The sequence below is a fragment of the Aridibaculum aurantiacum genome (genome assembly GCF_017355875.1).
Classification (GTDB): Bacteria; Bacteroidota; Bacteroidia; order Chitinophagales; family Chitinophagaceae; genus Segetibacter; species Segetibacter aurantiacus.
Genome location: NZ_JAFEWC010000003.1, coordinates 468,024 through 491,747 on the forward strand (window position 1 = coordinate 468,024; position 23,724 = coordinate 491,747).

Annotated in this window: 10 protein-coding genes; 8 read left to right on the plus strand and 2 right to left on the minus strand. The window is 42.5% G+C overall.

The genetic code is table 11. The features are described 5' to 3' along the window. Positions 1-18 precede the first annotated feature (18 nt). The 3 genes from J4N22_RS15615 (at position 19) to J4N22_RS15625 (ending at position 3,152) form a co-directional block, all read left to right on the plus strand. Complete coding sequence (locus J4N22_RS15615) at positions 19-1,596, plus strand: hypothetical protein (RefSeq protein WP_207496120.1); 1,578 nt, start codon at positions 19-21, stop codon at positions 1,594-1,596. Positions 1,597-1,616: 20 nt separating this feature from the next. Further along, positions 1,617-2,360, plus strand: coding sequence for an alpha/beta fold hydrolase (locus tag J4N22_RS15620; protein ID WP_242692256.1), 744 nt, complete (start codon positions 1,617-1,619; stop codon positions 2,358-2,360). 249 nt (positions 2,361-2,609) lie between these two features. Then, positions 2,610-3,152: a hypothetical protein gene (locus J4N22_RS15625; RefSeq protein ID WP_207496122.1), complete on the plus strand. Its 543-nt coding sequence runs from the start codon at positions 2,610-2,612 to the stop codon at positions 3,150-3,152. A gap of 3 nt (positions 3,153-3,155) precedes the next feature. Here the strand turns inward: J4N22_RS15625 and J4N22_RS15630 are convergent, their stop codons facing one another. Next, positions 3,156-13,700: a T9SS type B sorting domain-containing protein gene (locus tag J4N22_RS15630; RefSeq protein ID WP_207496124.1), complete on the minus strand. Its 10,545-nt coding sequence runs from the start codon at positions 13,698-13,700 to the stop codon at positions 3,156-3,158. 128 nt (positions 13,701-13,828) lie between these two features. Beyond that, positions 13,829-17,314, minus strand: coding sequence for a two-component regulator propeller domain-containing protein (locus J4N22_RS15635; protein ID WP_207496126.1), 3,486 nt, complete (start codon positions 17,312-17,314; stop codon positions 13,829-13,831). A 505-nt stretch (positions 17,315-17,819) separates the two neighbouring features. Here J4N22_RS15635 and J4N22_RS15640 point away from each other — a divergent pair. The 5 genes from J4N22_RS15640 (at position 17,820) to J4N22_RS15660 (ending at position 23,721) form a co-directional block, all read left to right on the plus strand. Beyond that, the gene (locus tag J4N22_RS15640) at positions 17,820-19,127 is read left to right on the plus strand and encodes an OmpA family protein (protein ID WP_207496128.1); all 1,308 of its coding nucleotides are present in this window, start codon (positions 17,820-17,822) and stop codon (positions 19,125-19,127) included. 276 nt (positions 19,128-19,403) lie between these two features. Further along, positions 19,404-20,465, plus strand: a complete 1,062-nt coding sequence (locus J4N22_RS15645; RefSeq protein WP_207496130.1) for an endonuclease/exonuclease/phosphatase family protein — start codon at positions 19,404-19,406, stop codon at positions 20,463-20,465. 191 nt (positions 20,466-20,656) lie between these two features. Then, entirely contained in the window at positions 20,657-21,121 is a 465-nt protein-coding gene (locus J4N22_RS15650; protein WP_207496132.1) for a hypothetical protein, read from the plus strand. A 105-nt stretch (positions 21,122-21,226) separates the two neighbouring features. Beyond that, positions 21,227-22,180: a hypothetical protein gene (locus tag J4N22_RS15655; RefSeq protein WP_207496134.1), complete on the plus strand. Its 954-nt coding sequence runs from the start codon at positions 21,227-21,229 to the stop codon at positions 22,178-22,180. 104 nt (positions 22,181-22,284) lie between these two features. After that, positions 22,285-23,721: a PP2C family protein-serine/threonine phosphatase gene (locus J4N22_RS15660; protein WP_207496136.1), complete on the plus strand. Its 1,437-nt coding sequence runs from the start codon at positions 22,285-22,287 to the stop codon at positions 23,719-23,721. The last annotated feature ends 3 nt before the right edge of the window (positions 23,722-23,724 follow it).

The window sequence follows — 23,724 nt, forward strand, 5'->3', positions numbered from 1 at the left end:
GCGCGTAAAAACTTTACAATGCCCAACCGGTCAACAGACGCATTATTTCAACTGGTTCATTCGCTGGAAAAGAGTGAAAAGAGAAGTTTCAGGCTTTATGTTACCCGCAATACCAGTAGTGCCGACCTGAAAGTCCTGCAACTTTTTGATGTGCTGGATAAGATGAGTGAGTATGACGAAGACCTGTTGTTGAAGAAGGCTCCTTCCATTACCAAGCTGCAACTTTCTAATATCAAAGCTGCTTTGTACAAGCAACTGCTGGCAAGCCTGCGGCTACTAAAAAGCCAGGAGAATATTGAAATTCAACTGCACGAGCAATTGGATTATGCACATATACTTTACAACAAAGGATTATATCACCAAAGCCTGCGCATATTGGATAAGATAAAGGACCTGGCAAAGGCGCATCACCAGGTGAGCCTGCTACCGCAGGTATTATTCTTAGAAAAAAAGATAGAGTCGTTGCACATTACCCGAAGTATGGAAGATCGTGCTGATGTGCTGGCTAATGAATCTGAAGGAGCCATTCAGCACCTGCAGTTGATCACGAAGTTGTCTAACCTGTCGCTGAAATTGTATAGCTGGTACATCAAGCACGGGCATGCAAGAAATGAAGATGACTCACGAGCAGTAAAACAATACTTTGATGAGCAACTGCCTTTTACGCTGGCAGAAGCAACAGGATTTTATGAAAAGCTTTACCTGTTTCAAAGCTATTGCTGGATGGCATTCATCCGGCAGGACTTCCTGATGTACTATCGTTATTGTCAAAAGTGGGTTGACCTTTTTGAAAAGGATCCATTCATGATTGAGGTGGAGACCGCACATTATATAAAGGGTATGCACAATTTATTGGGTGCACATTTCGACCTGCAGAATTATAGCAAGTTCAAGAAAGAGCTGGCGCGTTTCCAGGAGTTTGCTAATACCGAGCTTGTTCTGCAAAATGATAACAACCGCATTCAAACCTTCGTATACTTCTATATCTCTAAGCTGAACCAGCACTTCCTGGAAGGAACCTTTGCTGAAGGCCTGATGATGGTGCCTTACATAGAAGAAAAGCTGAAGGAATATACACTTTACCTTGACAGGCACCGGTCGCTGGTGTTCTATTATAAGATCGCTTCGTTGTACTTCGGTAGTGGTGACTACGATAACACCATCGTGTACCTGAATAAGATCATCAATTGGAAGGTAGACCTTCGCACCGACCTGCAGTGTTATGCAAGGCTGCTTCATCTTATTGCACATTATGAATTAGGAAATGCTGATATCTTAGAATACCTGATCAAATCAGTTTACCGTTTCATGGCCAAGATGGAAAGCCTTAGTGTAGTGGAAGAGGAAATATTTAAATTTCTACGGCACTCTTTCCAGCTTAGCTACCGCAAGCTTAAGCCTGAGTTTGAGAACCTCTTGAATAAGCTTACATCGCTGAAACAAAACCCTTACGAAACAAGAGCTTTTCTTTACCTGGATGTGCCTTCATGGTTGGAGAGTAAAATTTCTGGCGTGCCGGTGGCCAATGTTATTCGAAGAAAATTTCTTGCAAACAGGCATACCAGCAGCGGCAGTATTCAGCCTAATATTTCTTAGCTTTTCTAAATCGCCTGCCAATGCTTAAGCTATATTTTCTGCTTACAGTGCTGTTGGCTGGTGAGGCTTTTGCAACAGGCATCGAGAAACCACTTCCACCCATGCGTGTTATTTACATACCCGGTTTTGGTGAAGAGCCTTCCATGTTCGACAAAATACATCCTCATATTGCGGGTGAGAAAATATTTGTAGATAACTGGAAGTTGCTGGCAGATGTGACAGGTGAAGGTTTTTCTGCCACAGTATATGCTCAATACCTGGTGGCCTTGTTCCATATAACGAATGCTGATGTTGTGATTGGTCATTCATTAGGAGGATGGGTGGCAATAAACATAAAGCAGCTAACGGGTTGTAGGGTGGTACAAATAGGATCATGGACAGATGTAAGGCGCGTGATGCCGCTTCCTATTAATCCGAAAATTATCTATGCTTTTACGAGGAGCGGGCTAGTCTTTAATAAACTAACCCAAATGATGATGGTAAAGCTGCACTATAAGAATCAACCTTCTAAACCTGTTTTTGAAGAGGTTTTTAGTAACCTGCGTACACGCAGCAAAGAGCTGGTAGTAAAGCAGCTGAAACTGATCTTCAATCCCCTGCATCTGCCTGTGACAGTATCTCCTGAATTGCGCATTCATGCCAAAGCAGATCATATAGTGGCTTATCCCAGAACAGATTTTGTAGAAGTGCCCGGAGATCATTTTACGCTTGTTACGCATCCGCAACCTGTATACAATGCGATAAATGACCTGCTACAACTTTAGAAGCAGGCGGAATTTACCTGCACTTATCATTGTTAGTTAAGAATTTAAATAGATAAAAAGTCTTTGCTATCTACTTCAGTGGAAAAAGCACCCGCTGCTGATGTAAATTTTACCAGGATGTCGTTGTAAATTCTTTTCCATTGATGAACGTCTGTGGCTTTAGCGCTTACTATGCAATTAAAAATTTATTTGTGGCTTGTATAGGCTCAATGTCTAATTTTAGCCCCGAACCAGCCATTTTAAAAGCTCATGAAGTATCGTTATTTCCTTCCTATCCTGATGTTTGTTTTAGTTGCTCAAAGCAGTTGCCGTAAAGAAACTCCTGCCGATGGCACCGGGATAACTGACAAGATAGATGCTAGCAGAATAACAACTACTGATGCACTAGGTAATATCACTCATGACATTGACCCCACGGATTGGACCTACGACACTACATGGGCAGCAGATGAAAGAGCTGTTATTACAAATCCATTAGCAGCACAACTTGCCAATATGGAAACTGGTGTTGTAAGTATTTACCCGGCGTATCCTAACCCGCTGCGCGATAAAGTAACGTTCTCTTTTAAGAATACCCGTCAGTCACTTCTGCAGATCGTTATTGTTGATCGCTTCCTGCAGGTGAAAGATAGATTTTTCTTTACCACCACTCCCGGAAGCAGCTCTTTCACTTTTGAACTGGATGAAGAAAAGTACATCAACAACATTAACTATCGTATGTACTATGCTTTCTTCAGCCAGGCTGATGGTTTATACTACAAAGGTCATGGCGATCTGCAGGTAAAGCGCTAAGCCTTACCTGATCAATACAACCGTTCCTTTCCTGAAGACAGGTCCGCAATTCGTCACTGCATTTATCTGGTAAACATAGGCAGCAGTTGCGGCGGCTACTCCTTTGTACCTGCCATCCCAACACTTAGATGGATCAGTTGTACTGAATACAATATTTCCCCAGCGGTCGTATATCATCATGTTGAAATTTGATACGGCTCCCCAATGTCTCACGCCAAAGCAGTCATTCTTGCCGTCGTTGTTTGGAGTAAATGCAGACGGAACAAGGAAGCCATCTTCACCATTGCCTTTGTTTACCACTACCTGTATGCTGTCTTCAGCCACACAGCCTTGTTGCGAAGTTGCTTTCACTTTATACGTAGTAGTAGTGGATGGCGTGGCTATGGGATTGTAACTGTCTGTACTGCTTAATGATGTGTTTGGAGACCATTGATACGATCTTCCACCACTTGCGGTTAATTTCACCGTTCCTATCATACAATCCACATCATTCGATTTCGATAATCTAAGAACTGGTTTTGGATGTACACGTAATGTTGTGGTGTAAATGATACTGTCACAACCCGCGCTGCTCCTGATAATGCTGCTAAAGACACCTGCATGTGTAACTGCCTGGCCATTTGGCAAAGTATAGGTTTCACCTTCGCAAATGGCAGCACTAGTGTTATTTGTGGTAACGGTACGTACTACAAGTGTTATGGTAGTGATGAGGCTGTCGCAGCCTAAAGCATACCTGGTAGTATCTATGTATGTTCCGCTGCTGCTTACTTGTCTTCCTGATGGCAAAATATAGAACGAGCCTGCACATATAGTTGCCGATGTTGTGGTATGGGTTACATTGAGTGTGCGAAGATCCAATGTTGTTATCAAGCTATCGCAGCCTGCCTGGTAACGGAGCGTATCGGTATAGGTTCCGGCAGTAGTAACAGACCGTCCTGATGGAAGAACAAAAGAACCGCCTGCACATATCGCTGCTGAAGTAGTTCTGTATTCAACCGACCTGATCCTGATCGTAGCAGTAGTTATCACACTGTCACAACCTGCTGTGTAGTGCAATGTATCGGAATAAGTACCTGCCGCACTCACTACCACACCTGATGGAAGCGTATAAGAAGCACCTGCACAAACAGAAGCATTTATTGTACTTCTTACTACTGGTTTTATAGACAATGTTGTGGTGGTGATGAGGCTGTCACAACCAGAAGCGTAGTGCAATGTGTCAGTATAAGTTCCCGCTGCACCAACCACTGTACCTGATGGTAAGGTATAAGATGCACCATCACAGATAGCTGCTGTGGTATTCACTCGTGTAACTGGTAAGACAGTAATCGTTGTGGTTGTAATGAGACTGTCGCAGCCTGTATTGTAATGCAGCGTATCTGTATATGTACCTGCAGCACTCACTACTGCACCTGATGGTAAAGTAAAGCTTGCTCCTTCACATATAGTGGCAGAGGCAGTTGCTCTTGTTACGGTTTGTACAGCCAGACTAGTTGTAATGATCACACTGTCACAGCCAGAAGTATGTTGTAGCGTATCAATATAAGTCCCTGCAAGCGTAACCACAGTACCAGAAGGCAAAGTATAGCTCGCACCTTCGCAAACCACCGCTGATTTTGTCTCACGATCAACAGTGCCAACAGAAAGATTGGTGGTTGTTATGACACTGTCACAACCTGCTGTGTAGTACAATGTATCACTATAAATACCTGCCGCACTTATTACCACACCTGATGGTAATGCATAAGAAGCACCGGCACAAACAGAAGCATTTACAGTATTTCTTACTACCGGTTTTATAGACAATGTAGTGGTGGTAATGAGGCTATCGCAGCCAGAAGTGTAGTGGAGCGTATCGGTATATGTTCCCGCTGCACTTACCACTGTGCCTGATGGTAAAGTATAAGATGCGCCATCACAGATCGATGCTGTAGTAGTTACTCTTGTGAGTGGTAATACATTGATCGTTGTGGTAGTGATGAGGCTATCGCAGCCTGTAGCGTAATGCAGCGTATCAGTATATGTACCTGCTGCACTTACTACTGCACCTGATGGTAATGTATAGGATGCGCCTTCGCATATTGTTGCAGAGGCTGTTGCTCTTGTTACAGTTTGTATAGCCAATTGGGTTGTGATGATGACACTGTCACAGCCTGAAGCGTGTTGTAGTGTATCGACATAAGTTCCTGCCAGCGTAACAACAGTACCTGATGGTAAAGTATAGCTTGCTCCTTCGCAAACCACCGCTGATTTTGTCTCACGATCAACAGTGCCAACAGAAAGGTTGGTGGTTGTTATGACACTGTCACAACCTGCGGTGTAATACAATGTGTCGGTATAACTACCTGCCGCACTTACTATAACACCCGATGGTAATGTATAGGAAGCACCAGGGCAAACAGAAGCATTCACTGTATTTCTTATAACCGGTTTAATAGACAATGTTGTGGTCGTAATGAGGCTGTCGCAACCTGAACTGTAACGCAATGTGTCAGTATAAGTTCCCGCTGCACTTACCACTGTGCCTGATGGTAAAGTGTAAGATGCACCATCACAAATAGATGCTGATGTAGTTACTCGTGTAACTGGCAGCACTGTTACTGTTGTAGTAGTGATAAGGCTATCGCAACCGGTGGTGTAATGCAGTGTATCAACATAAGTTCCTGCCAGCGTAACAACAGTGCCCGATGGTAAGGTATAACTTGCTCCTGCACATATAGTGGCAGTAGCAGTTGCTCTTGTTACAGTTTGTATAGCCAGGTTGGTTGTGATGATGACACTGTCACAGCCTGAAGCATGTTGTAGTGTGTCTATATAGGTCCCTGCCAGTGTAACTACTGTACCTGATGGTAAATTATAGCTTGCTCCTTCGCATATCACCGCTGATCTTGTTTCCCGATCAACAGTACCAACAGAAAGGTTGGTGGTTGTTATCACGCTATCGCAACCTGCTGAATAATGTAATGTATCTACATAAGTTCCTGCCGCACTCACTATCAAACCTGATGGAAGCGTATAGGAAGCACCGGCGCAAACAGAAGCATTTACTGTATTTCGTATAACTGGTTTTATGGTTAATGTGATAGTGGTAATGAGGCTGTCGCAGCCAGAAGTGTACTGGAGCGTGTCTGTATAAGTTCCCGCTGCATTTACCACTGTGCCTGATGGTAAAGTATAGGATGCACCATCACAGATAGATGCTGTAGTAGTTATTCGTGTAACTGGTAAGACAGTAATAGTTGTGGTTGTGATGAGGCTGTCGCAACCCGACGTGTAATGCAGCGTATCGGTATATGTACCCGCAGCACTCACTACAGCACCCGCTGGTAATGTATAGGATGCGCCTTCGCATATAGTAACAGATGCAGTTGCTCTTGTTACAGTTTGTACAGCCAGGTGGGTTGTGATGATCAAACTGTCACAGCCTGAGGTATATTGTAGTGTATCAACATAAGTTCCTGCCAGTGTAACTACTGTACCTGATGGTAAAGTATAGTTTGCTCCTTCACATATAACTGCTGTTTTAGTCTCACGATCAACAGTACCGATAAAAAGATTGGTTGTTGTAATCACACTGTCACAACCTGCTGTGTAGTACAATGTATCAGTATAACTACCTGCCGCACTCACTACAACACCAGATGGTAAAGTATAGGAAGCACCAGCGCAAACAGAAGCATTTACTGTAGTTCTTACTACTGGTTTTATAGACAATGTAGTGGTGGTAATGAGGCTATTGCAGCCAGAAGTGTAATGTAATGTATCAATATATGTTCCTGCTGCACTTACCACGGTACCTGATGGTAAAGTATAAGATGCACCATCACAGATAGATGCTGTAGTAGTTACTCTTGTAACTGGTAAGACAGTAATCGTTGTATTAGTGATGAGGCTGTCGCAGCCAATGTTGTAGTGTAAGGTGTCAGTATATGTACCCGCAGCACTCACTACTGCACCAGATGGTAAGGTATAACTTGCTCCTTCACATATAGTGGCAGAGGCAGTTGCTTTTGTTGCAGTTTGTACAGCCAGGTTAGTAGTGATGATGACACTGTCACAGCCTGAAGCATGTTGTAAAGTATCAACGTAAGTTCCTGCCAGTGTAACTACTGTGCCTGATGGTAAAGTGTAAGATGCTCCTTCACAAATAATCGCTGATTTTGTTTCCCGATCAACGGTACCAACAGAAAGGTTGGTAGTGGTAATCAAGCTGTCACAACCTGCTGTGTAGTACAATGTATCGGTATAAGTACCTGCCGCACTCACTACCACACCCGATGGTAATGTATAGGAAGCACCTGCACAAACAGAAGCATTTACTGTATTTCTTACTACCGGCTTTATAGATAATGTTGTAGTGGTAATGAGGCTGTCGCAGCCAGAAGTGTAACGCAATGTATCAGTATAAGTGCCTGCTGCACTTACGACTGTTCCTGATGGTAAAGTATAGGATGCACCATCGCAGATAGATGCTGTAGTAGTTACTCGTGTAACTGGTAAGACTGTAATGGTTGTGGTAGTGATGAGGCTGTCGCAGCCTTCTACATACTGCAGTGTATCAGTATAAACTCCAGTAATACTAACAACAACACCAGATGGTAAAGTATAATCCTGTCCAGCACAAATCCTTACATTCTTTGTTTCTCGTATTGCTGGCTTTTCTGTTATAGTTACAACAGTTATCACACTATCGCAGCCTGCCTGGTAACGCAACGTATCACTATAGCTACCTGCAACTAATACCACTTGTCCCCATGGTAAAGTATATGGTTCACCTTCACATTTTACCGCATTGGAAGTAATTTTGTTAACTGCTTTCAGTTGCAGGTCAACAGTGGTGATTAGGCTATCACAACCTGCTGCGTAAGCTATGGTATCATTGTATATTCCTGCAGCGCTTACGGTAGCTCCTGAAGGAAGAACATAAGTGTCACCCGGGCATATGGATGCTGTGATTGTTTCCCGTATTAATGGATAAGTGCCTACATCGAAAGTGGTGATAAGACTGTCGCAGCCGCCAGCTGTTCTTGCTGTGTCTTTGTATATGCCGGCCGCTGTTATGATTGCACCAGAGGGTAAAGTAAACGATTGTCCATTGCAGATGGTAGCGATGGCGGTAGTAACAAGCGGAGCTATAGCCGACACATTGATTGTATCCCTGAGTGAACAACTTCCAAAATTGATCCTCACCCAATATTGCCCTGGTGTAGTAACATTGAAGATAGGAGAGGTGCTATTGTTTTGCCAGAGGTAACTGGTAGCACCAGGCACAGTAGCATTAAGAGGAAGTGGTTGACTTAAACAAACAGCTGTATCATTTCCAAGAGGTGAAGTATTATGTACAACATTGAATGAATCACGCACAGTACACCCATTCCATGTAATGTCAACCCAGTATGTTCCGGCTGCTTTTGCGTAGATAGAAGAACTGGTAGCACCTGTATTCCAGCGGAACGTTTCACTGTAACCACGTGAAGCTACAAGCTGTACCGAGTCGTTACCACAAAACATTCTCTGCTGCAATGGCCTTGCTGAAATTGGGTTGATGCTGACCTGTATGGTATCAGCTTTTGAACATCCGTTATACGTCACCTTTACATGGTAATTACGCACACCAGTTGTATTAGCAACAAAGGTTGGCTGTGTTGAATTGTTTTGCCATAGATAAGTGGCGCCGGGGTATGAAGTAGCATCCAGCAAAATAGAGGATGCTGTACATAGTACTGTATCCTTACCTAAATTAACAGACGGACGTGCAGGAATGGTGACTGGTACTGTAGTGGTATTGGTCAGTCCACATTCTGTATTTCTTACAGTCAGGGTCACATTATACGTAGCACTGGTAGCTAATGCAGGGTAATAAAATTTTGGTGCAACTGCAGTGGATGTTTGCCCGTTATAACCAAAGTCCCAGCTGTACTCTATAGATGAACCATAAGTAGAATAATTGTGGAAGGTGACAGAGTCGCTGGTGTTGCAGTTGAATTGCGGAACAAAATTGGCGTTTGCAAAACAATCATTAACCGGCGCACAGGTATCCGCATGTATCACTGCCGACAGATTAAGATTAATTGTACCCGTTACAGGTTGGCCATTGCGCGAAACCGGAGTGAATACCTGGATATAATAACTGCCGGGCGATAGACATTTGTAAGTATTCTGCGTTTGTGCATCCTGTACGCAACTTTGTTCCTGCATAGCACCACAGTTTCCGGTCATCAACCTGTATTGAATATCGGCAGGATTTACTGTTGTGTTCTCTGTTAAGAAAGCAGTTACATCCACCGTGTCGTTGCCTGTAATATCAATCCTGAACCATGAAGATTTATATTGATCGCGTACTGCATTGGCAGGACAAGTAAGTGTAGGATTGAATTCGCCATAATCCGTTCCAATGGTGTGACAGTCCACAGTTACAGTAGATACAGCTACACCCGGTCCATTCAAAGCAGATGTTACAGGCGCACTACAAAAATCACCAGCCTGTTCTAATATTTTTATTTCCGGAAACACATTTTCATTTACCCTATTACATCCAGGTAGTAAAATGTAATAAGTACCAGGCGAAACGCAGTTCTGGCTCCACCAACTATTCGTTGGCGTGTCAAACCCGGTACCAGGATTAATGTAGCTTAGGCCATTGATTGAATCTCCTGGAATGGTCTCCCTGAACAGGCGGATGTTGTCGCTGTGATACATCCTGGTTCCATTAACCGCTATGCGGTAACGTACATGTCCGGTAACATTTGTACTGAACTTATACCACAAGGTTTTTGTGCAATGGTTCATTCCATTGATAGGATCTTTTACATCGCGTGTGGCACAAGAAAAATTATCTGTTACTCCCGTATGAGTACCTGGTGCCAGCGTGCCCATATTTGATGCAAAGCTGTAGTGGTCGAACTTGGTAGGAACCAGATCGATGGTATCTATAAGAATAGCTACTTCTACCTGGCTGTTTGGGTTCATAGCGTGTATATCCGTGTATCCAATTGGATTACGATTATCAACAACAATGTAATAGCGCTCAGGCATGGTTTGCGTACATGGGTCGCGGTAAAAAGTTAGCTTATCGGTGCCGCCACAGAAGTAAGTATTGCTGGTTGTATATGACACTAAACTCAATCCTTGAGCAGTAGTGGAGTCGATCAATCCGCTACTCACCACGGTAGAAAAAGGCAGGCTGCCATCTACATCGCTTTTAAAAATTGCAAAAGGATATTGATATTGCTTACCTGTTGTTTTATTGGTTACTCTCACTGTTATGTAACCAGGCTTATCAGCAACGAACGTATACCACAGGTTTCTCCGTGCAATCATATTCGTAGTTGGAGGATTGGCTGCTGTATAAAGTGCATTGTTGATTGTATTGTTGTAGATCGCCGGATTATATTTTGCATAACACCCGGATTGCGCAGGATCGTTAGGTTGTGCGCCGGTGGTACAATAAAAGAAATCATTACTTGGTGCCCGTGATGCATCCAAAGGATTTACATCTCCTGGCTTTCCATTGTAAAATGTACTATCGGCAGGCACTACACCAAAGTCATACGCATTCTTCGCATGATCAAATCTTGAGTAGCCAATTCTATCAATGTAAATAGTAGGTTGTACACTGCTGCATGAATTTGCATCGGTAGCATATAGCACAAGTGTGTATGTGCCGGGCTGCAGCCTGCAAAGCTGTATATAGCCTTCGCTTTTCAGGCATGTTTGAATAGGAGTAGCTGATGAATTAAGAGTAGAATCAAATCGTACATCGTGGGCAAATACCTGCGCCCAATAATTTTTAGTATCAATGGTTACATAACTCTCCTGTGTTGTTTTGAAAACATAATACACAACCCGGTTTAGTCCCGTAGCGCAAGTAGGTAAAGGATGAGAAGCAAACGGTGTATCTATCGTACAATTAAAGTATTCAGTGTAGAGTTTATAAGTAGTGTCGGTTTTAGGATAAGCATTGGTATGTCCTGTGCGCGGAGCCCACTCTATCAAAAATGGTTGTTTGGTAATGGTATCAATGGCTGCTTTGTAAGGCCTGTTGTATTTAGGACCAGGGCAAGCTTTAGTAACGCGGATGATAATTTGGTTGCTCATACCTACATCATTGCCATTGCCATAGGTAGAAGTGTTTTGTAGCGGGTTTTCAAACGAAGGGCCGGTGCCATAAGAAACAATTGTATACCATCCAGCCGGCAATGGGTTACATGCATTGCTAACTTGTGCTGATGTGAAACAATTCCAGGGTGCTCCCATTGGTGTTAACCCTGCAGCGCCATCCGTTATTTTGCCAGAGAATAAAGTCATTATTCCTTTATTACAATAAACCTGTGCATTGCTGATGGAAACAATAGCAGCCTCACTTAAGTAGAACTGCCTGTAGATGGCTTTTGTTGCCGGCTTGCCACCCATAGTGCACGGCATGTATCCATTGATAGGCACTGCATTGTCACGACAAGAAAATGTATCTACTGCACTTGCTACTTGTGTACCTCCTTGTAGTGCAACTGTATCCAATATGCTGCCCATATTCTGTGCACTGGCAAAATCATGAAACTTGGTTTTGGCTGCATTTGTAAAACGTAGCGATGGCCTGTCTGTCCAGCCAACATGCGTTTGAGATGCAAACGTGGCAAAGGTATAAGTGCCGGGAACAATACAGACTTTGTCTCCTGCGCAATCACCATAATAATCCATGCAAGGTGTTACCGGGGTTAGTCCGGTAATTGAATCAGGAAATCCATGTGCTGCCTGTGCAGTGGCCATAGCATTTGCATCGTTGTTATACATTCTATACCACAGGGAAGACTGCAGGTTGCTGATGGTAACAATGCCACTATCCATTACAGCAAACTGGCGATACATGGCTTTGGTAATGTTAGGTGCACATAGAACACCAGCAGGACGAACAGTATTCTCACAACCAAACGTATCAATCTTTGCATTGTAGGTTACGAATGGAACCAGTGGACGCATTACCCCATTCACTGAGTTTATGGTATCATATGCACCCGGTGCTTTCAATGAAAATTTGTTGATGTCGTTTACCCGCGTTACGCGAAAGCTCACGTTTACCCTTTGTCCTAAGTTGGTGAGCATACACAGGTTGCTGCTTCCCATCAGGTGGCCATAGTGATAGTTGGTGATAGGAACAACATCGTCTCTTCCCAATACCTGTAGCGTATAGTTGCCTGCAGGTAAACAATCCATACTGCCGGAATAGAGAAATTGATTAATGATATTAGCTGTGTCCAGGTCAGAACAGTTATTTGTAACACCTTGCTTAAATAAGCGCAGCAAAACATTGGGGCCACATTGTGCATTGGCACCAGTGATAGTGATATTGGAAGCAGTAGTAAGTGTAAAAGTAAAGAAGGTGCTTAGCGTATAATTGATGTTGTTGTGCCGAACGCCAGCAGCTGGTATAGAAGGATCACAAGGATGCGTATTGATACGGCTGTTGCACGCGAGATGATCGAAAGCATTTGTTGTTACGCCTGATGGACTGGTCGCTAAATTTCCAAGCGCATTGGTTGTTGGTATGTTTGATAGTATTGGCTCTGGTGCATTGGTAGGAGCTGGGCCACTCATGGATATGGCTAAGCGCACATCACTGTAAAAGTTCTGGTGAAAGAACAGCTGAACAGTATAAACTGTATTCGGTTTTAGTTGACCACACTTATACATCCTGTGATCGGGTGTGTATCCATTGGTGCGAAATGTATCGCAGCCATCTACTAAGTTCAAACCACTTGTGCCATTTGTTTTTACATCGCCTTCATAAAGGTTGTAGCCAAACCTGTTAAATCCACCGGGGAAGCTGCCGTTTGGTGAAGCAAACAATACGCTCAGGTAATCGAAGTAAGCAGGTGTCTTAAACGTATGCCAGGTGCTTTTTGTATAAGCCTGGTAGTTGGGCAGTAGCGTGCAATTTTCTTCAGCATTTTGGATGGACTGGCAGCCTACATAGTAGCTAACACCTGTAGTAGGTGTAGTAAGCGTACCAAAGGCATAAGCATTGGAAGGATGATCATATAATGCCCCGCTAGAGTCAGATACTTGCAGCCTTACCGAAAGTGGTCCGTTTGCTAATTGATTTGAGGAAACTTGTATCAGGTATTCGCCCGGCTCAACGCATGGATGATAGGTATTGCCAAAGGTGGCAATAGGCGTAAGTTTAGAGCTCAGTTGGTTGTTGATGGGTAAGCAGCTATCAGTTTTATAAACGGCAAAACCTGCGTTACCCGCAGCAATGGCTATACCTGGTTGTTGTAGTGTTACCCGTATGGAACGGTGTGTAGCAAGCGTAAATTTATACCATATAGATTTTTTGTTTTGGCCGGCTACCAGTATAGCAGGGGCAAATGTTTCTGTTGGTTGAACAGTTGCTGATGATATATCATCTGTAGAAGAATTGAACACACCAAAGCCGTATCCATTATCTGATATAGTGATAGCTTTTGCATTGGCACAATCATCGTTTGCTGGCTGTGCTATAGCTGAAGATGTAGTGATAAGCAACGATAGAAAAATAATGAAGCGTAACATGGTGTGTGCAGGTAGTGGTGGTATGGAGGTCAGTTGGTATCGGCGAATGATGTCATAATAATCCAGGGAGGCAGTCGCTTAGAAAAGCAACTGCCAATCACCTGGAAACCTATGCAAGTTTTGAAGTGTTACTTCTTAATGAAAGTTGTGGAGATCTTACCAGCAGCGGTCTGTGCTTCCAAAGCATAAACTCCTTGTGAAAGACCTGCAGCATTAAACGATAATGTATTGCTTCCTTTACGTACCTGGCGCATCTCGATCATCTTCATTCGGCCAGCAGCATCTATGATTTTTATGCTCACAGTTTCATTTGATGTTGCTGTCAATTCCAGATTCAAATTTTCAGCTACAGGATTAGGTTTTACAACCATGTTAGCTGCTTTGGTATTTCCAAGCATCACTACATTAGTGTATCCTGCAGTGCCATCAAGTCTTATATATTTTACCCTGAAGAAGTTCTTTCCTTCAGCAAGGTTTGTATGGGTGTATTTATAGGTGTGTGAATTCGCGGTTTCTTTTGAAGGCACCATACCTGTTGTTGTAAACCCAATGCCGTTGGTGCTAAACTGCACTTCATAACGAGCCACGTCCCTGTCGTCAAATGAAGTCCACTCAAGAGCCGCATCATTTCCTCTTGCCACTGCTTCTAACTGGCTTATGCGAACAGGAAGTGTGGTGTTGTAATGTTCTATGTTGCCCCATCTTGTTGAGTCTGTTATAACTATCGGTAACGCTACTGTTTTACCACCATAAGCGATCACTAATGTATCTGCACCCAGCGCTAAACCATTTATACTGCCTGGTGCGCTATAGCTTGCTTTGTTGGTTTTAAAAGAATAAGTAGCGCCAGCTATACCTGTAAGGTCTCTTGTTATGCCATCGCTGAAGTTTCCTTTCCAGTTAAACATGCCATAGTGATTTTGAGGAATAGTTAGTTTGCCCGGATCTGCAGAAAGGGACTGTAAAGTGGCTGTTGTATTTACTGTCAGAGCAACGGAGTCTTCCGTTACATATCCATTGCTGTTAAACCCTAACAACGTGATCTTAGTATTGCCTATGAATTCGCTAGGAATATTAAATGTGAAATTATTAGAAGGTGCTGCGATATAGCTTCCATACAGTTTGTTGCTCCTGTTGCTTACAACTGCCACTATGGTATCAACATTTGTATAGTTGAAATTCAATGTTACAGGTGTTCCGGTGTTGGCAGCTGCACCTGTTGTTGGTGACGTAATGTTTAAGGTGCCTGGGTTGCTTCTCCTTCTTTCATATCCTGTTGGCGGATCGATGTCAGGAGGGTTAAAGCCGCTGCGGGTAAATGTTAGATCATCATCAGGATCGCCACTTGTTAGCTGAACGAACTTAGCATACACAGCTGGATGTGGTTCACCTGTAGAGCTATGATGTTGGTTAGGTACAAATGTATAATACAGTGGTTGCAGACCTGCCTTCTGGCTTACTTCTGATACTGCACCATCGTGGTGTATGCCCTGGTATAGATCGTTGTTCACAAATGCAATTCCCTGGTCTGCGATCATCAGGTATCCAAGTACATTGAATGCCGCAGCAAGCGCTGTAAGATTTGGCCCCAGTACTTGTGTGATGGATGTGATGTTGTATGTAGTAACGATAACATGCGAAGGCACCTTCTCCCTGTTCAGGTTCACCATGTTCAGGTACAGATCAACTTCTACACTGTTCAGTCGCAGGTCTCTCAATGCGCCTCCATCAGGATCATAACCCATACGGTCCCTAACGATGTTCTTGGTCCAGTCATATTTCAATACGAAGTTCGGTATAGGTGAGCCGCTGTGTGGTGTGTTGAACGAAACATATTTGTTTACATCGTTCGCATACTGCAAGCTCTGAAGGTATCTTCTTAGCAGCACACCACCCATACTATGTCCGCCTACATCCATTTTGCCTGCTAAAATTCTTTCTTGTAGTATCACCTCTTCCAATAATTCATTCTTGTCGCTAATTATCTTTGGCATAGTGATAGCAAATGCCTGGTCAGCAGGATAATTTACCAGCTTTATTTGCCCTTGCCTGTAGATCCCTTCAGCAACCAGTTTATTCTTGAATTCACCAAAAGCGTCATTACCATTAGAGAACAATCCATGTACAAACAATACCGGTGGACGAACTATCTCTACCTTCTTTTCATACCTGATCTTGTTTTCTACTGTATCGTACAACTGGAAATGCATTAGCCTGCTAAACGATGTAGTTGGAATATTTGGATACCATGGATGATGAAATTTTACGGTTAGGCTGTCATCATATCTTTCGTAGTCAAAGAAACTTCCATACTCTTTTTTGTTGCTGCAGTTGATATCTTCTTTTATACGCACTATGCAGTTTTTAGCATAGGTGCTAGTAAAGCGGAATAAGGTAGCATGTGAAGAGTCAGCCGCTACTTTTATATTCTCTGTGCTGTTGTAAGGTGCCTGCAGCCTGTTGTTGATGTCGTTGTGAATAATCTTGTAAGCATCTATGCGAACGGTATCAGGATTCCAAAATACCATACCGTTGTCTGTAGCTAAAATGCGGTAGTAAGGATTGGTGCTGATGGTATCAATGGCTATCATTCTAATAGCATTAGATGGAAGTCCATTGGCAGTTGTATATCTTTTGTAAGATGATGCACTTTGTAATGGTCCACCATTATAAACGATCAAGCCTATGTTGGTGCCGATGTATACATTACCCTCTTTATCGGTGGTGATAGCGTTTTGATATACTATAAGATTTGACGGGAAATTGATTGGTTCATTTATCCTCTGCCATAGGCCGCCCTGGCATACATACACTCCATTCAGCTGCGTTCCAAACCAGCACCTGCCTTGCTTGTCAAATTGCATAGCGCGACCAACAAAATTTGAAGGAAGTCCTGAGTTGGTGCTGTTAAATCTTTCGATGAACTTATCGTTGGTGCTGTTGTAGCGAATTACTTCGCTTCTATTGAAGTTCTCTGTAACTGCTATCCATCTTTCATTGTCTTTACCTGCAATTACCTGCACGTTTCCATAATTGCTTACATCTATGCTGTCTGTTATTTTATAAAATGGTTTGTTGCTATAGGGAAGGTTCAGGTAACCATGACCAATACCACCAGGAGAAGTAGTTCCTGCTGTTACATCAGCCATGTGGGCTGTCCATACTCTATAGCGTGCAGGTACATTATCAGGAGCATTATTATCTATGTATAAACTGCGCGGGTTGCGGTTTGGTAAACCTTCATCACGGCTATACATTTCATCGCGGTACAGCGTGTCAGGAAAATAATACAATCCGCCGCCAATGGTCTGTCCTCCATTGCGTCCAGATTGAGCAATCCAAATTGCGCCAAATTTATCAGCCTTAATATCGTTAATGTCGTGGTTGGTAAGATTGGCAAGTTTTTTCCAGCGTGTGCCGGTGAACTGGTGTACACCTTCATTCCAGGTGCCTACCCATACTACGCCATCCTTGCCTACGCCTACAGCCTTAAATTCATTGCTGGCGAAAATTGGCGTGTTTGCTTTGTTGTAGATCTTAAGGTTCATTTGTTGTGCAGTCACCCCCATGGCTGCAAACAATAAGATAATTGAGAAGGAAATTTTGTTACACATTTTTTTACAGTTGAATTGGTATCAGCAGTTTTGTTGCTTTTTTGCTGGGCAAAAGTGTTGTTTAGCTACTACCTGTTCAATAGCATAAGTATGTGAATGGGATGTGTGGTAGATATTGATGACGAATAGTGAAGAAGTATTTTTCAACTAACTCATGTTGTGTAATACAGCATGATAATTTAAAAATGATAACAGGAATTATTTCATGTTTCCTTCTATTTTGAATGTTCCAATAGAAATATTTATCAATAAAATGATCTTCAGTAAAGCGAAATCAAATAAGTAATATTCAATAAAGAATTAGCTCATTCACATATTTATGTGATGTGTTTCTATCCTCTTTTATACCATCCTTGTTATCTGCCACTCATCCTTCACTTAATGCTCGAATTCATAATTAAGCAGAACCAATTGCTACCCCTTTATGCGATTGTGAGAGGAGATAGCCAATGATATTTTTGCTTCTCAAATCAATCATCTCCAAAACAACTATAACTAAAGGATCATGAAAAAACTTATGCTGGCAATTGCAGTATTTACAATGCCATTTACTATGCAAGCGCAGTTTGGTAACCTGCTTGAAAAAGCCAAAAGCAAAATCAATAGCAGGGCTAACAACAAAATAGACCAGGGTATGGAAGGTGCCTTGGATAAAGTAGAGGCTGGCGTAAAAAAGCCTGGTTCTGCTACCTCATCAAAACCTGCTGAAGCAAAAGATGGTGATGGTGAAGAAAAAGAAGTAGAAGAGTCAGGGCAGCCAGCTAAGATGAGTGTAAACTCAAAGTTTGATTTTGTTCCTGGAGAGCGTATCATTTACAGCGAAGACTTTGCACAGGATGTAATAGGTGAACTGCCGCTTACATGGAATGCTAGTGGTAAAGGAGAGGTACAAACCATTAATGGCAAACAAGGAAAGTGGTTGCGTGTTTTTCAAAACAACACTTACCTGTCTGGTAACAAGAAAGACTTTGGTGAGAACTTCACTGTAGAGTTTGATGCTATCTATTTCTTTCAACCAAAATTGTCAGGTTATGTAATGCCTGATATAAGCTTTGGTTTGTTCAGCACAGGTGAAGAAGACAACCTGGAGAACAAATTCCTGCAGGATCAAAACAGCCTGAATTCAGCAATCATCAATCTTCATCCTTCTGGTGCAGGTGGAGCATATATGAGCAGTTATAAGACCAGGGCCAGGACCTTTGGTAGCGACAGGTCTGTTTTGAACGAGTATAGCAAGTACCATAACAAAGTGATGCACTATGCTATCCAAATTCAAAAGACACGCTTCCGTATGTGGATCAACCAGGATAAAGTTTTCGATGTTCCTCGTGGTGTAAATACCAATGCGCTCCTCAACCAGATTTACTTCCATATGGAATCCTCAAATTATAAAGATGAAGAGGTTGGTTTTTATGTAAGCAATATCAAAGTAGCTACAGGCTTGCCTGATACACGTCATAAGCTGGTGGAAGAAGGTAAGTTCAGTACCACCGGTATCTTGTTCGATTTTCAAAGTGCTACTATCCGCCCGGAATCTTATGGTGTGATCAAGGAAATCGGTAGTGTTCTGAAAGAAAACCCAGCCATCAAGATCAATATCATTGGGCACACCAGTAACGATGGTGATGCTAATGCCAATCTTGCTCTTTCAAAACTTAGATCTGCCGCTGTGAAAGATGTGTTGGTAAAAGAGTATGCTATAGATGCTGCACGCTTAACTACAGATGGTAAAGGCGGTAGCCAGCCAGTGGGTGATAATAAAACCACAGAAGGTAAAGCGCAAAACAGGCGTGTAGAATTTATAAAGCTGTAAAGACTTTTGTTTTAGAAGTTTATAGGTATAAGGGTCATATACTAAGCCTCCAGGTTTCTACCGGAGGCTTTTTGTTTATATTAGATTTATCTCCATTTTGTGCAGCAATTGGAAGTTCTTATTTATTTAGCAACTGGAATAAATCTTAAGATAAGGAGGTGTAGCAGCAACAGCGGCAAGAGTATTGCAGTTGGAGCATTGAAAAAACATTTGATGAGCGGGTAGTTGCTTTTTCCGAACTTTATTTTTACCAGTGTTAACCGCCATTCCATACCTATGAATGAATATATACAGATACTCCAACTTATTCTTTCCTGGTTGTTAATCGTTGCTGTGTTACTACCTATGGTGCACAACGATTACTGGGTGTTTAGAGTATTTGAGTACCCGCGTTACCAAAAATTTGTTCTCTGTACTGTGGCGCTTATTTCCCTGTTTATCAACCGGCCACTCACTCAAACTTTCGTCATCATCACTGTTGTCATTCTTGCTTTATGTGTTCTTTACCTTGGGTATAAGATCTGGCCTTACACTGCTTTCTCTAGCATTGAAATGACAACGGTAAAGCCAAATCAAAAAAAGAACCAGCTAAAGTTGTTCGCTGCAAATGTTTACCAGGAAAATACAGCTTACCACAAGTTATTGGACCAGGTGAAAGTAGAAGACCCGGATGTGATTATGCTTGTAGAAACGGATAAGAAATGGGAGCAGGCAGTAAAAGAACTTGATAAAGATTATCCTCACATACTGAAAGAGCCCAGGGATAATACCTATGGTTTATTGTTCTATTCACGATTCAAATTTGTTTCTGCTGAAGTGAAATATTTGGTAGAAGATGATGTGCCATCGGTAGAGGCAGTGATCGAATTGCCATCAGGAGAACATATAAAGATCTTTGGCTTACATCCTAAGCCGCCAGTCCCCGGTGAAGATGATAGATCCACAGCAAAGGACAAAGAATTGATGAAGATCGCCTTCAAAGCAAAGGAAGAGAAGTTGCCAGTGATAGTGCTGGGTGATCTGAATGATGTAGCCTGGAGCTATGTTACCGGCTTATTCAGGAAGACTAGTGGCCTTCTTGATCCTCGCCGTGGCCGTGGTTTCTTTAGTACATTCTCTGCGTTCTATTGGTTTATGCGTTTCCCGCTTGATTATGTTTTTTGCTCCGCCCACTTTGGATTGATCAATATGAAACGTTTAGGGAAAAACGGATCTGATCACTTTCCTATGCTCAGCCATTTTGAACTAATGCCGGTACTGGAAGCAAGGCAAGATAAACCACATGCCGATTCAGAAGAACTGCAACAAGCTGCAGAAAAGGCGAATCAACCAGCATAACTATTTCTCCAGCAGGAAACCAACAACGAGTTGCATTTCCTGTTTGATGATTTCTGCTATTTATATGTTATCAAGTTGTAATTCAATCCTTCTGCTTTGCCAGCTGGATTTCTTATTGGAACAATCTTTGAATAAGATGTACCAAAAAGGTTATTGCCGAATGCCATTTTATGAATAAGAAACTGGTTTTGATGCTTTTTGTATTTGCTGTTGCTTCCTGTTCGCAGCAGCAACCGCAGCAAGCTGAGGAAGAGAAGGGGAAGTACAAGTTCATTTATTATCCTAATATGAATATGTATTATGATGTAGCTGCAGGTCAATACCTCTTTTCCATTGATAGTGCAAGAACCTGGCAAACCATCAATGAACCATCAACGGAGCAGCCGGCTACTTTAGGAGAAGGGAAAGTTATTTATACAGACGTAAAGCAGGTTTGGAAAGAAAATGAGGAGCACAGGCAACAGCACGATGGCACTATTTACAATGTTCTTAGTGGAGGAGCGGTAGTAGCTTCAGCAGCTAATGAAGTAAGTGAAAGGAAAACGCCTAGAAAGACCGTAGCGAAACCAGCACCGGTAGAGGAGCCTAAGAAAAAAGGTTTAGGAAAATTTCTTAATAACATCTTTGGCAAAAAGAAGAACAAAGATCAGCAATAACAGTAGCAGCAGCCGTCACCATTTGATTTTGAGTTACCTAAATTTGATGGCTCCTGGGCCTTATCCAATTTCTATCAACCAGCTAACATACAATTACTACTATACATGAGTTCACAAGGATCTTTTTGGCAACGCATGGGTTTGCATGATTGGTTTCTGAAAAAAGAAGCCACAGTTACCGTAGTTGAGCCAACCGCCCTTACACCCGATGATGTTTTCAAATACATAGTTGAAAAATTTGAAGAATCAATTGCGCAGCTATCATTCGGCAATCGCATCGTTTTTTTCCACGAATACATTATCTGCTTCAATCCGGAAGATTACAACCAGTTTATGAATAATAAGAAGGGCATCTTCGGAATTATTATTCATGAGTCGGTGAAGCGGTTTTATGAGATACTTAATGAGTACAGGCAGCGGGGTAAAACAGTAGAGCCTGCCAGTAACAAGTGGGTGTTTCGTTTTGTATCGCACCCTGAGTATGCCCGTGGCGATAAGAGTTATATTGGAAAACTTTTACCCGGCACTCCACAACCTAAAGAAGAAAATCTTCGTGTCACATTTATTCCACGCCAAACAGGTATTGCAGAAGCTTTGGATGTAAATCCGGAGTTGATGGAAGGCTTTACTTACTACAGCGAAGGCTACTATGAAGTGGAATATAAAGACGATCTGAAACTGGATGATGAGGAGATCACCAGTGGCGAAAAATCTTTGCTTGCTCGTTTTGAAACAGTAGTTCCTGATAAAGAATACATAGGTAAGAAGATAGAATACCTGATGCGCGCCGAGCAGATACTCATAACAGGTAAAGACGACATGGAAGAGGCAGAGGATAAATTTCGCATTCCATCAGAATGGGTTAGTTCGCCACATCTTTCTGTACGTTTCAATAAAGCAGATGGAAAATTTTACCTGGCTTCTTACGGCGAGAAGACAATGCTGAATGAAAGAGAGGTGAGGCCAAGTGCCCCTGATTCGCCAAGTTGGGTAGAGTTGCCAGTGAATTCAAAGATCGTATTGAACGGTATTGTAGGAGTAAACATTTTTAAGTCGTAGGCAATGATCAATGCAATATTATCTTCTGCTCTGTTTGTTATCTGCCTGCTTTTGCTCATGGCAAATTTCAGGGACATTAAAAAGACACACAACAACAACGAATAATGGCTACAAACTTTTTCGGATTAACGGATGCCGGTAGACAACGAAGCAACAATGAAGATACTTTCATTGCTGAGACATTGAGAAACGGCCGTTATATAGCTGCATGTGTAATTGATGGTGTGGGTGGATATGAAGGTGGTGAAGTAGCAGCTGAAATAGCAAGAGAAACTATCCTTGATCAGCTGAAACGAATTGATAACAGTGGCAACATTGCTGTATCACTTAAAGATGCTGTTGCTGCTGCTAATAAGCAGATATACCAGCAGAAAATAGAGAACAGGCGCAATGGCCAGATGGCATGTGTGGTAACACTTGCACTCGCCGATATTGAAGAGAATAAATTTTACTATGCACACGTAGGTGATACGCGCCTTTACCTGCTCCGCGACCAGTCGCTTGTAAAAGTTACCAAGGATCATTCGTTTGTTGGATTTTTAGAAGATAGTGGCCGCTTGAGTGAAGAGGCTGCCATGAAACATCCAAAACGCAACGAAATAAACAAGGCACTTGGTTTTGATGATATAGCTGGTAATGCAGAATATATAGAAACAGGAGACTCGCCATTTTTACCAGGTGATATTCTACTCCTATGCAGCGATGGCTTAACCGATATGGTAAGCAATAGCGGTTTAAGAGATGTACTGGTTTCAGGTAAAACAATAGAGAAAAAAGCAGAGACTTTGATAAGTGCTGCAAACAATGCCGGCGGTAAAGACAATATTACCGTAGTGCTTGTATGGAACGATAAAGAGCCTGTAAAACAAGAAGCCACCAAACCTGCTGTAAGCCTCCGCCAGGATAATCATGTAAAATCTGAAGGAGTGGCTTTGTCAGCTAAAGAAAACCACGACGACATCAGGCGGCCGGAAGTAAAGAAGAAGGCAAACCCTACGGTAAGTATTTTATCCATTTTACTTGTACTGGTAGTGGCGGCCCTTGCATGGCTGCTTTACCGCGATTATGTAAAAGATCAAAATCACCGGCAGGAAGTGCAGTCGCGTGTTGAGGTAAAACAGCGCAGCGAACAGGAGCAGGCATTTGTAGATAATATAGATGCTACTACCAATGGTGAAGTTTTTCTTGTGACCACAGCGCCAGGTCAACAACTTGTCATCACTGATTCTATCCTCATTCATAAAGATAGCCTGCACATTATAGGCAATGGGATGACGCTGGTGGCCGATACTTCTTATAAAGGTCCAGCATTTATTGTAGCTGCTAACACCCGCTACTTTTTATTAGATAGCATCACACTCCAGGGCTTCGACGTAGGTGTACTGATGAGGTCTCCGGGCTTACACCTGCAAAACGTGCAGTTCAAAAATTGTAAAGTGCCGGTGGAGTACCAGATGATGTTCCCGGCTAATGCTGTTGTAAACGGCAGGCTGACTGATTCTGCATTTCTCTATATAGGTAATACACAAAACAATTATTAGAAA

Coding starts and splice junctions, on each gene's coding strand:
- J4N22_RS15615 (WP_207496120.1), top strand. CDS start 19: ATGCCCAACCGGTCAACAGACGCATTATTTCAACTGGTTCATTCGCTG.
- J4N22_RS15620 (WP_242692256.1), top strand. CDS start 1,617: ATGCTTAAGCTATATTTTCTGCTTACAGTGCTGTTGGCTGGTGAGGCT.
- J4N22_RS15625 (WP_207496122.1), top strand. CDS start 2,610: ATGAAGTATCGTTATTTCCTTCCTATCCTGATGTTTGTTTTAGTTGCT.
- J4N22_RS15630 (WP_207496124.1), bottom strand. CDS start 13,700: ATGTTACGCTTCATTATTTTTCTATCGTTGCTTATCACTACATCTTCA.
- J4N22_RS15635 (WP_207496126.1), bottom strand. CDS start 17,314: ATGTGTAACAAAATTTCCTTCTCAATTATCTTATTGTTTGCAGCCATG.
- J4N22_RS15640 (WP_207496128.1), top strand. CDS start 17,820: ATGAAAAAACTTATGCTGGCAATTGCAGTATTTACAATGCCATTTACT.
- J4N22_RS15645 (WP_207496130.1), top strand. CDS start 19,404: ATGAATGAATATATACAGATACTCCAACTTATTCTTTCCTGGTTGTTA.
- J4N22_RS15650 (WP_207496132.1), top strand. CDS start 20,657: ATGCTTTTTGTATTTGCTGTTGCTTCCTGTTCGCAGCAGCAACCGCAG.
- J4N22_RS15655 (WP_207496134.1), top strand. CDS start 21,227: ATGAGTTCACAAGGATCTTTTTGGCAACGCATGGGTTTGCATGATTGG.
- J4N22_RS15660 (WP_207496136.1), top strand. CDS start 22,285: ATGGCTACAAACTTTTTCGGATTAACGGATGCCGGTAGACAACGAAGC.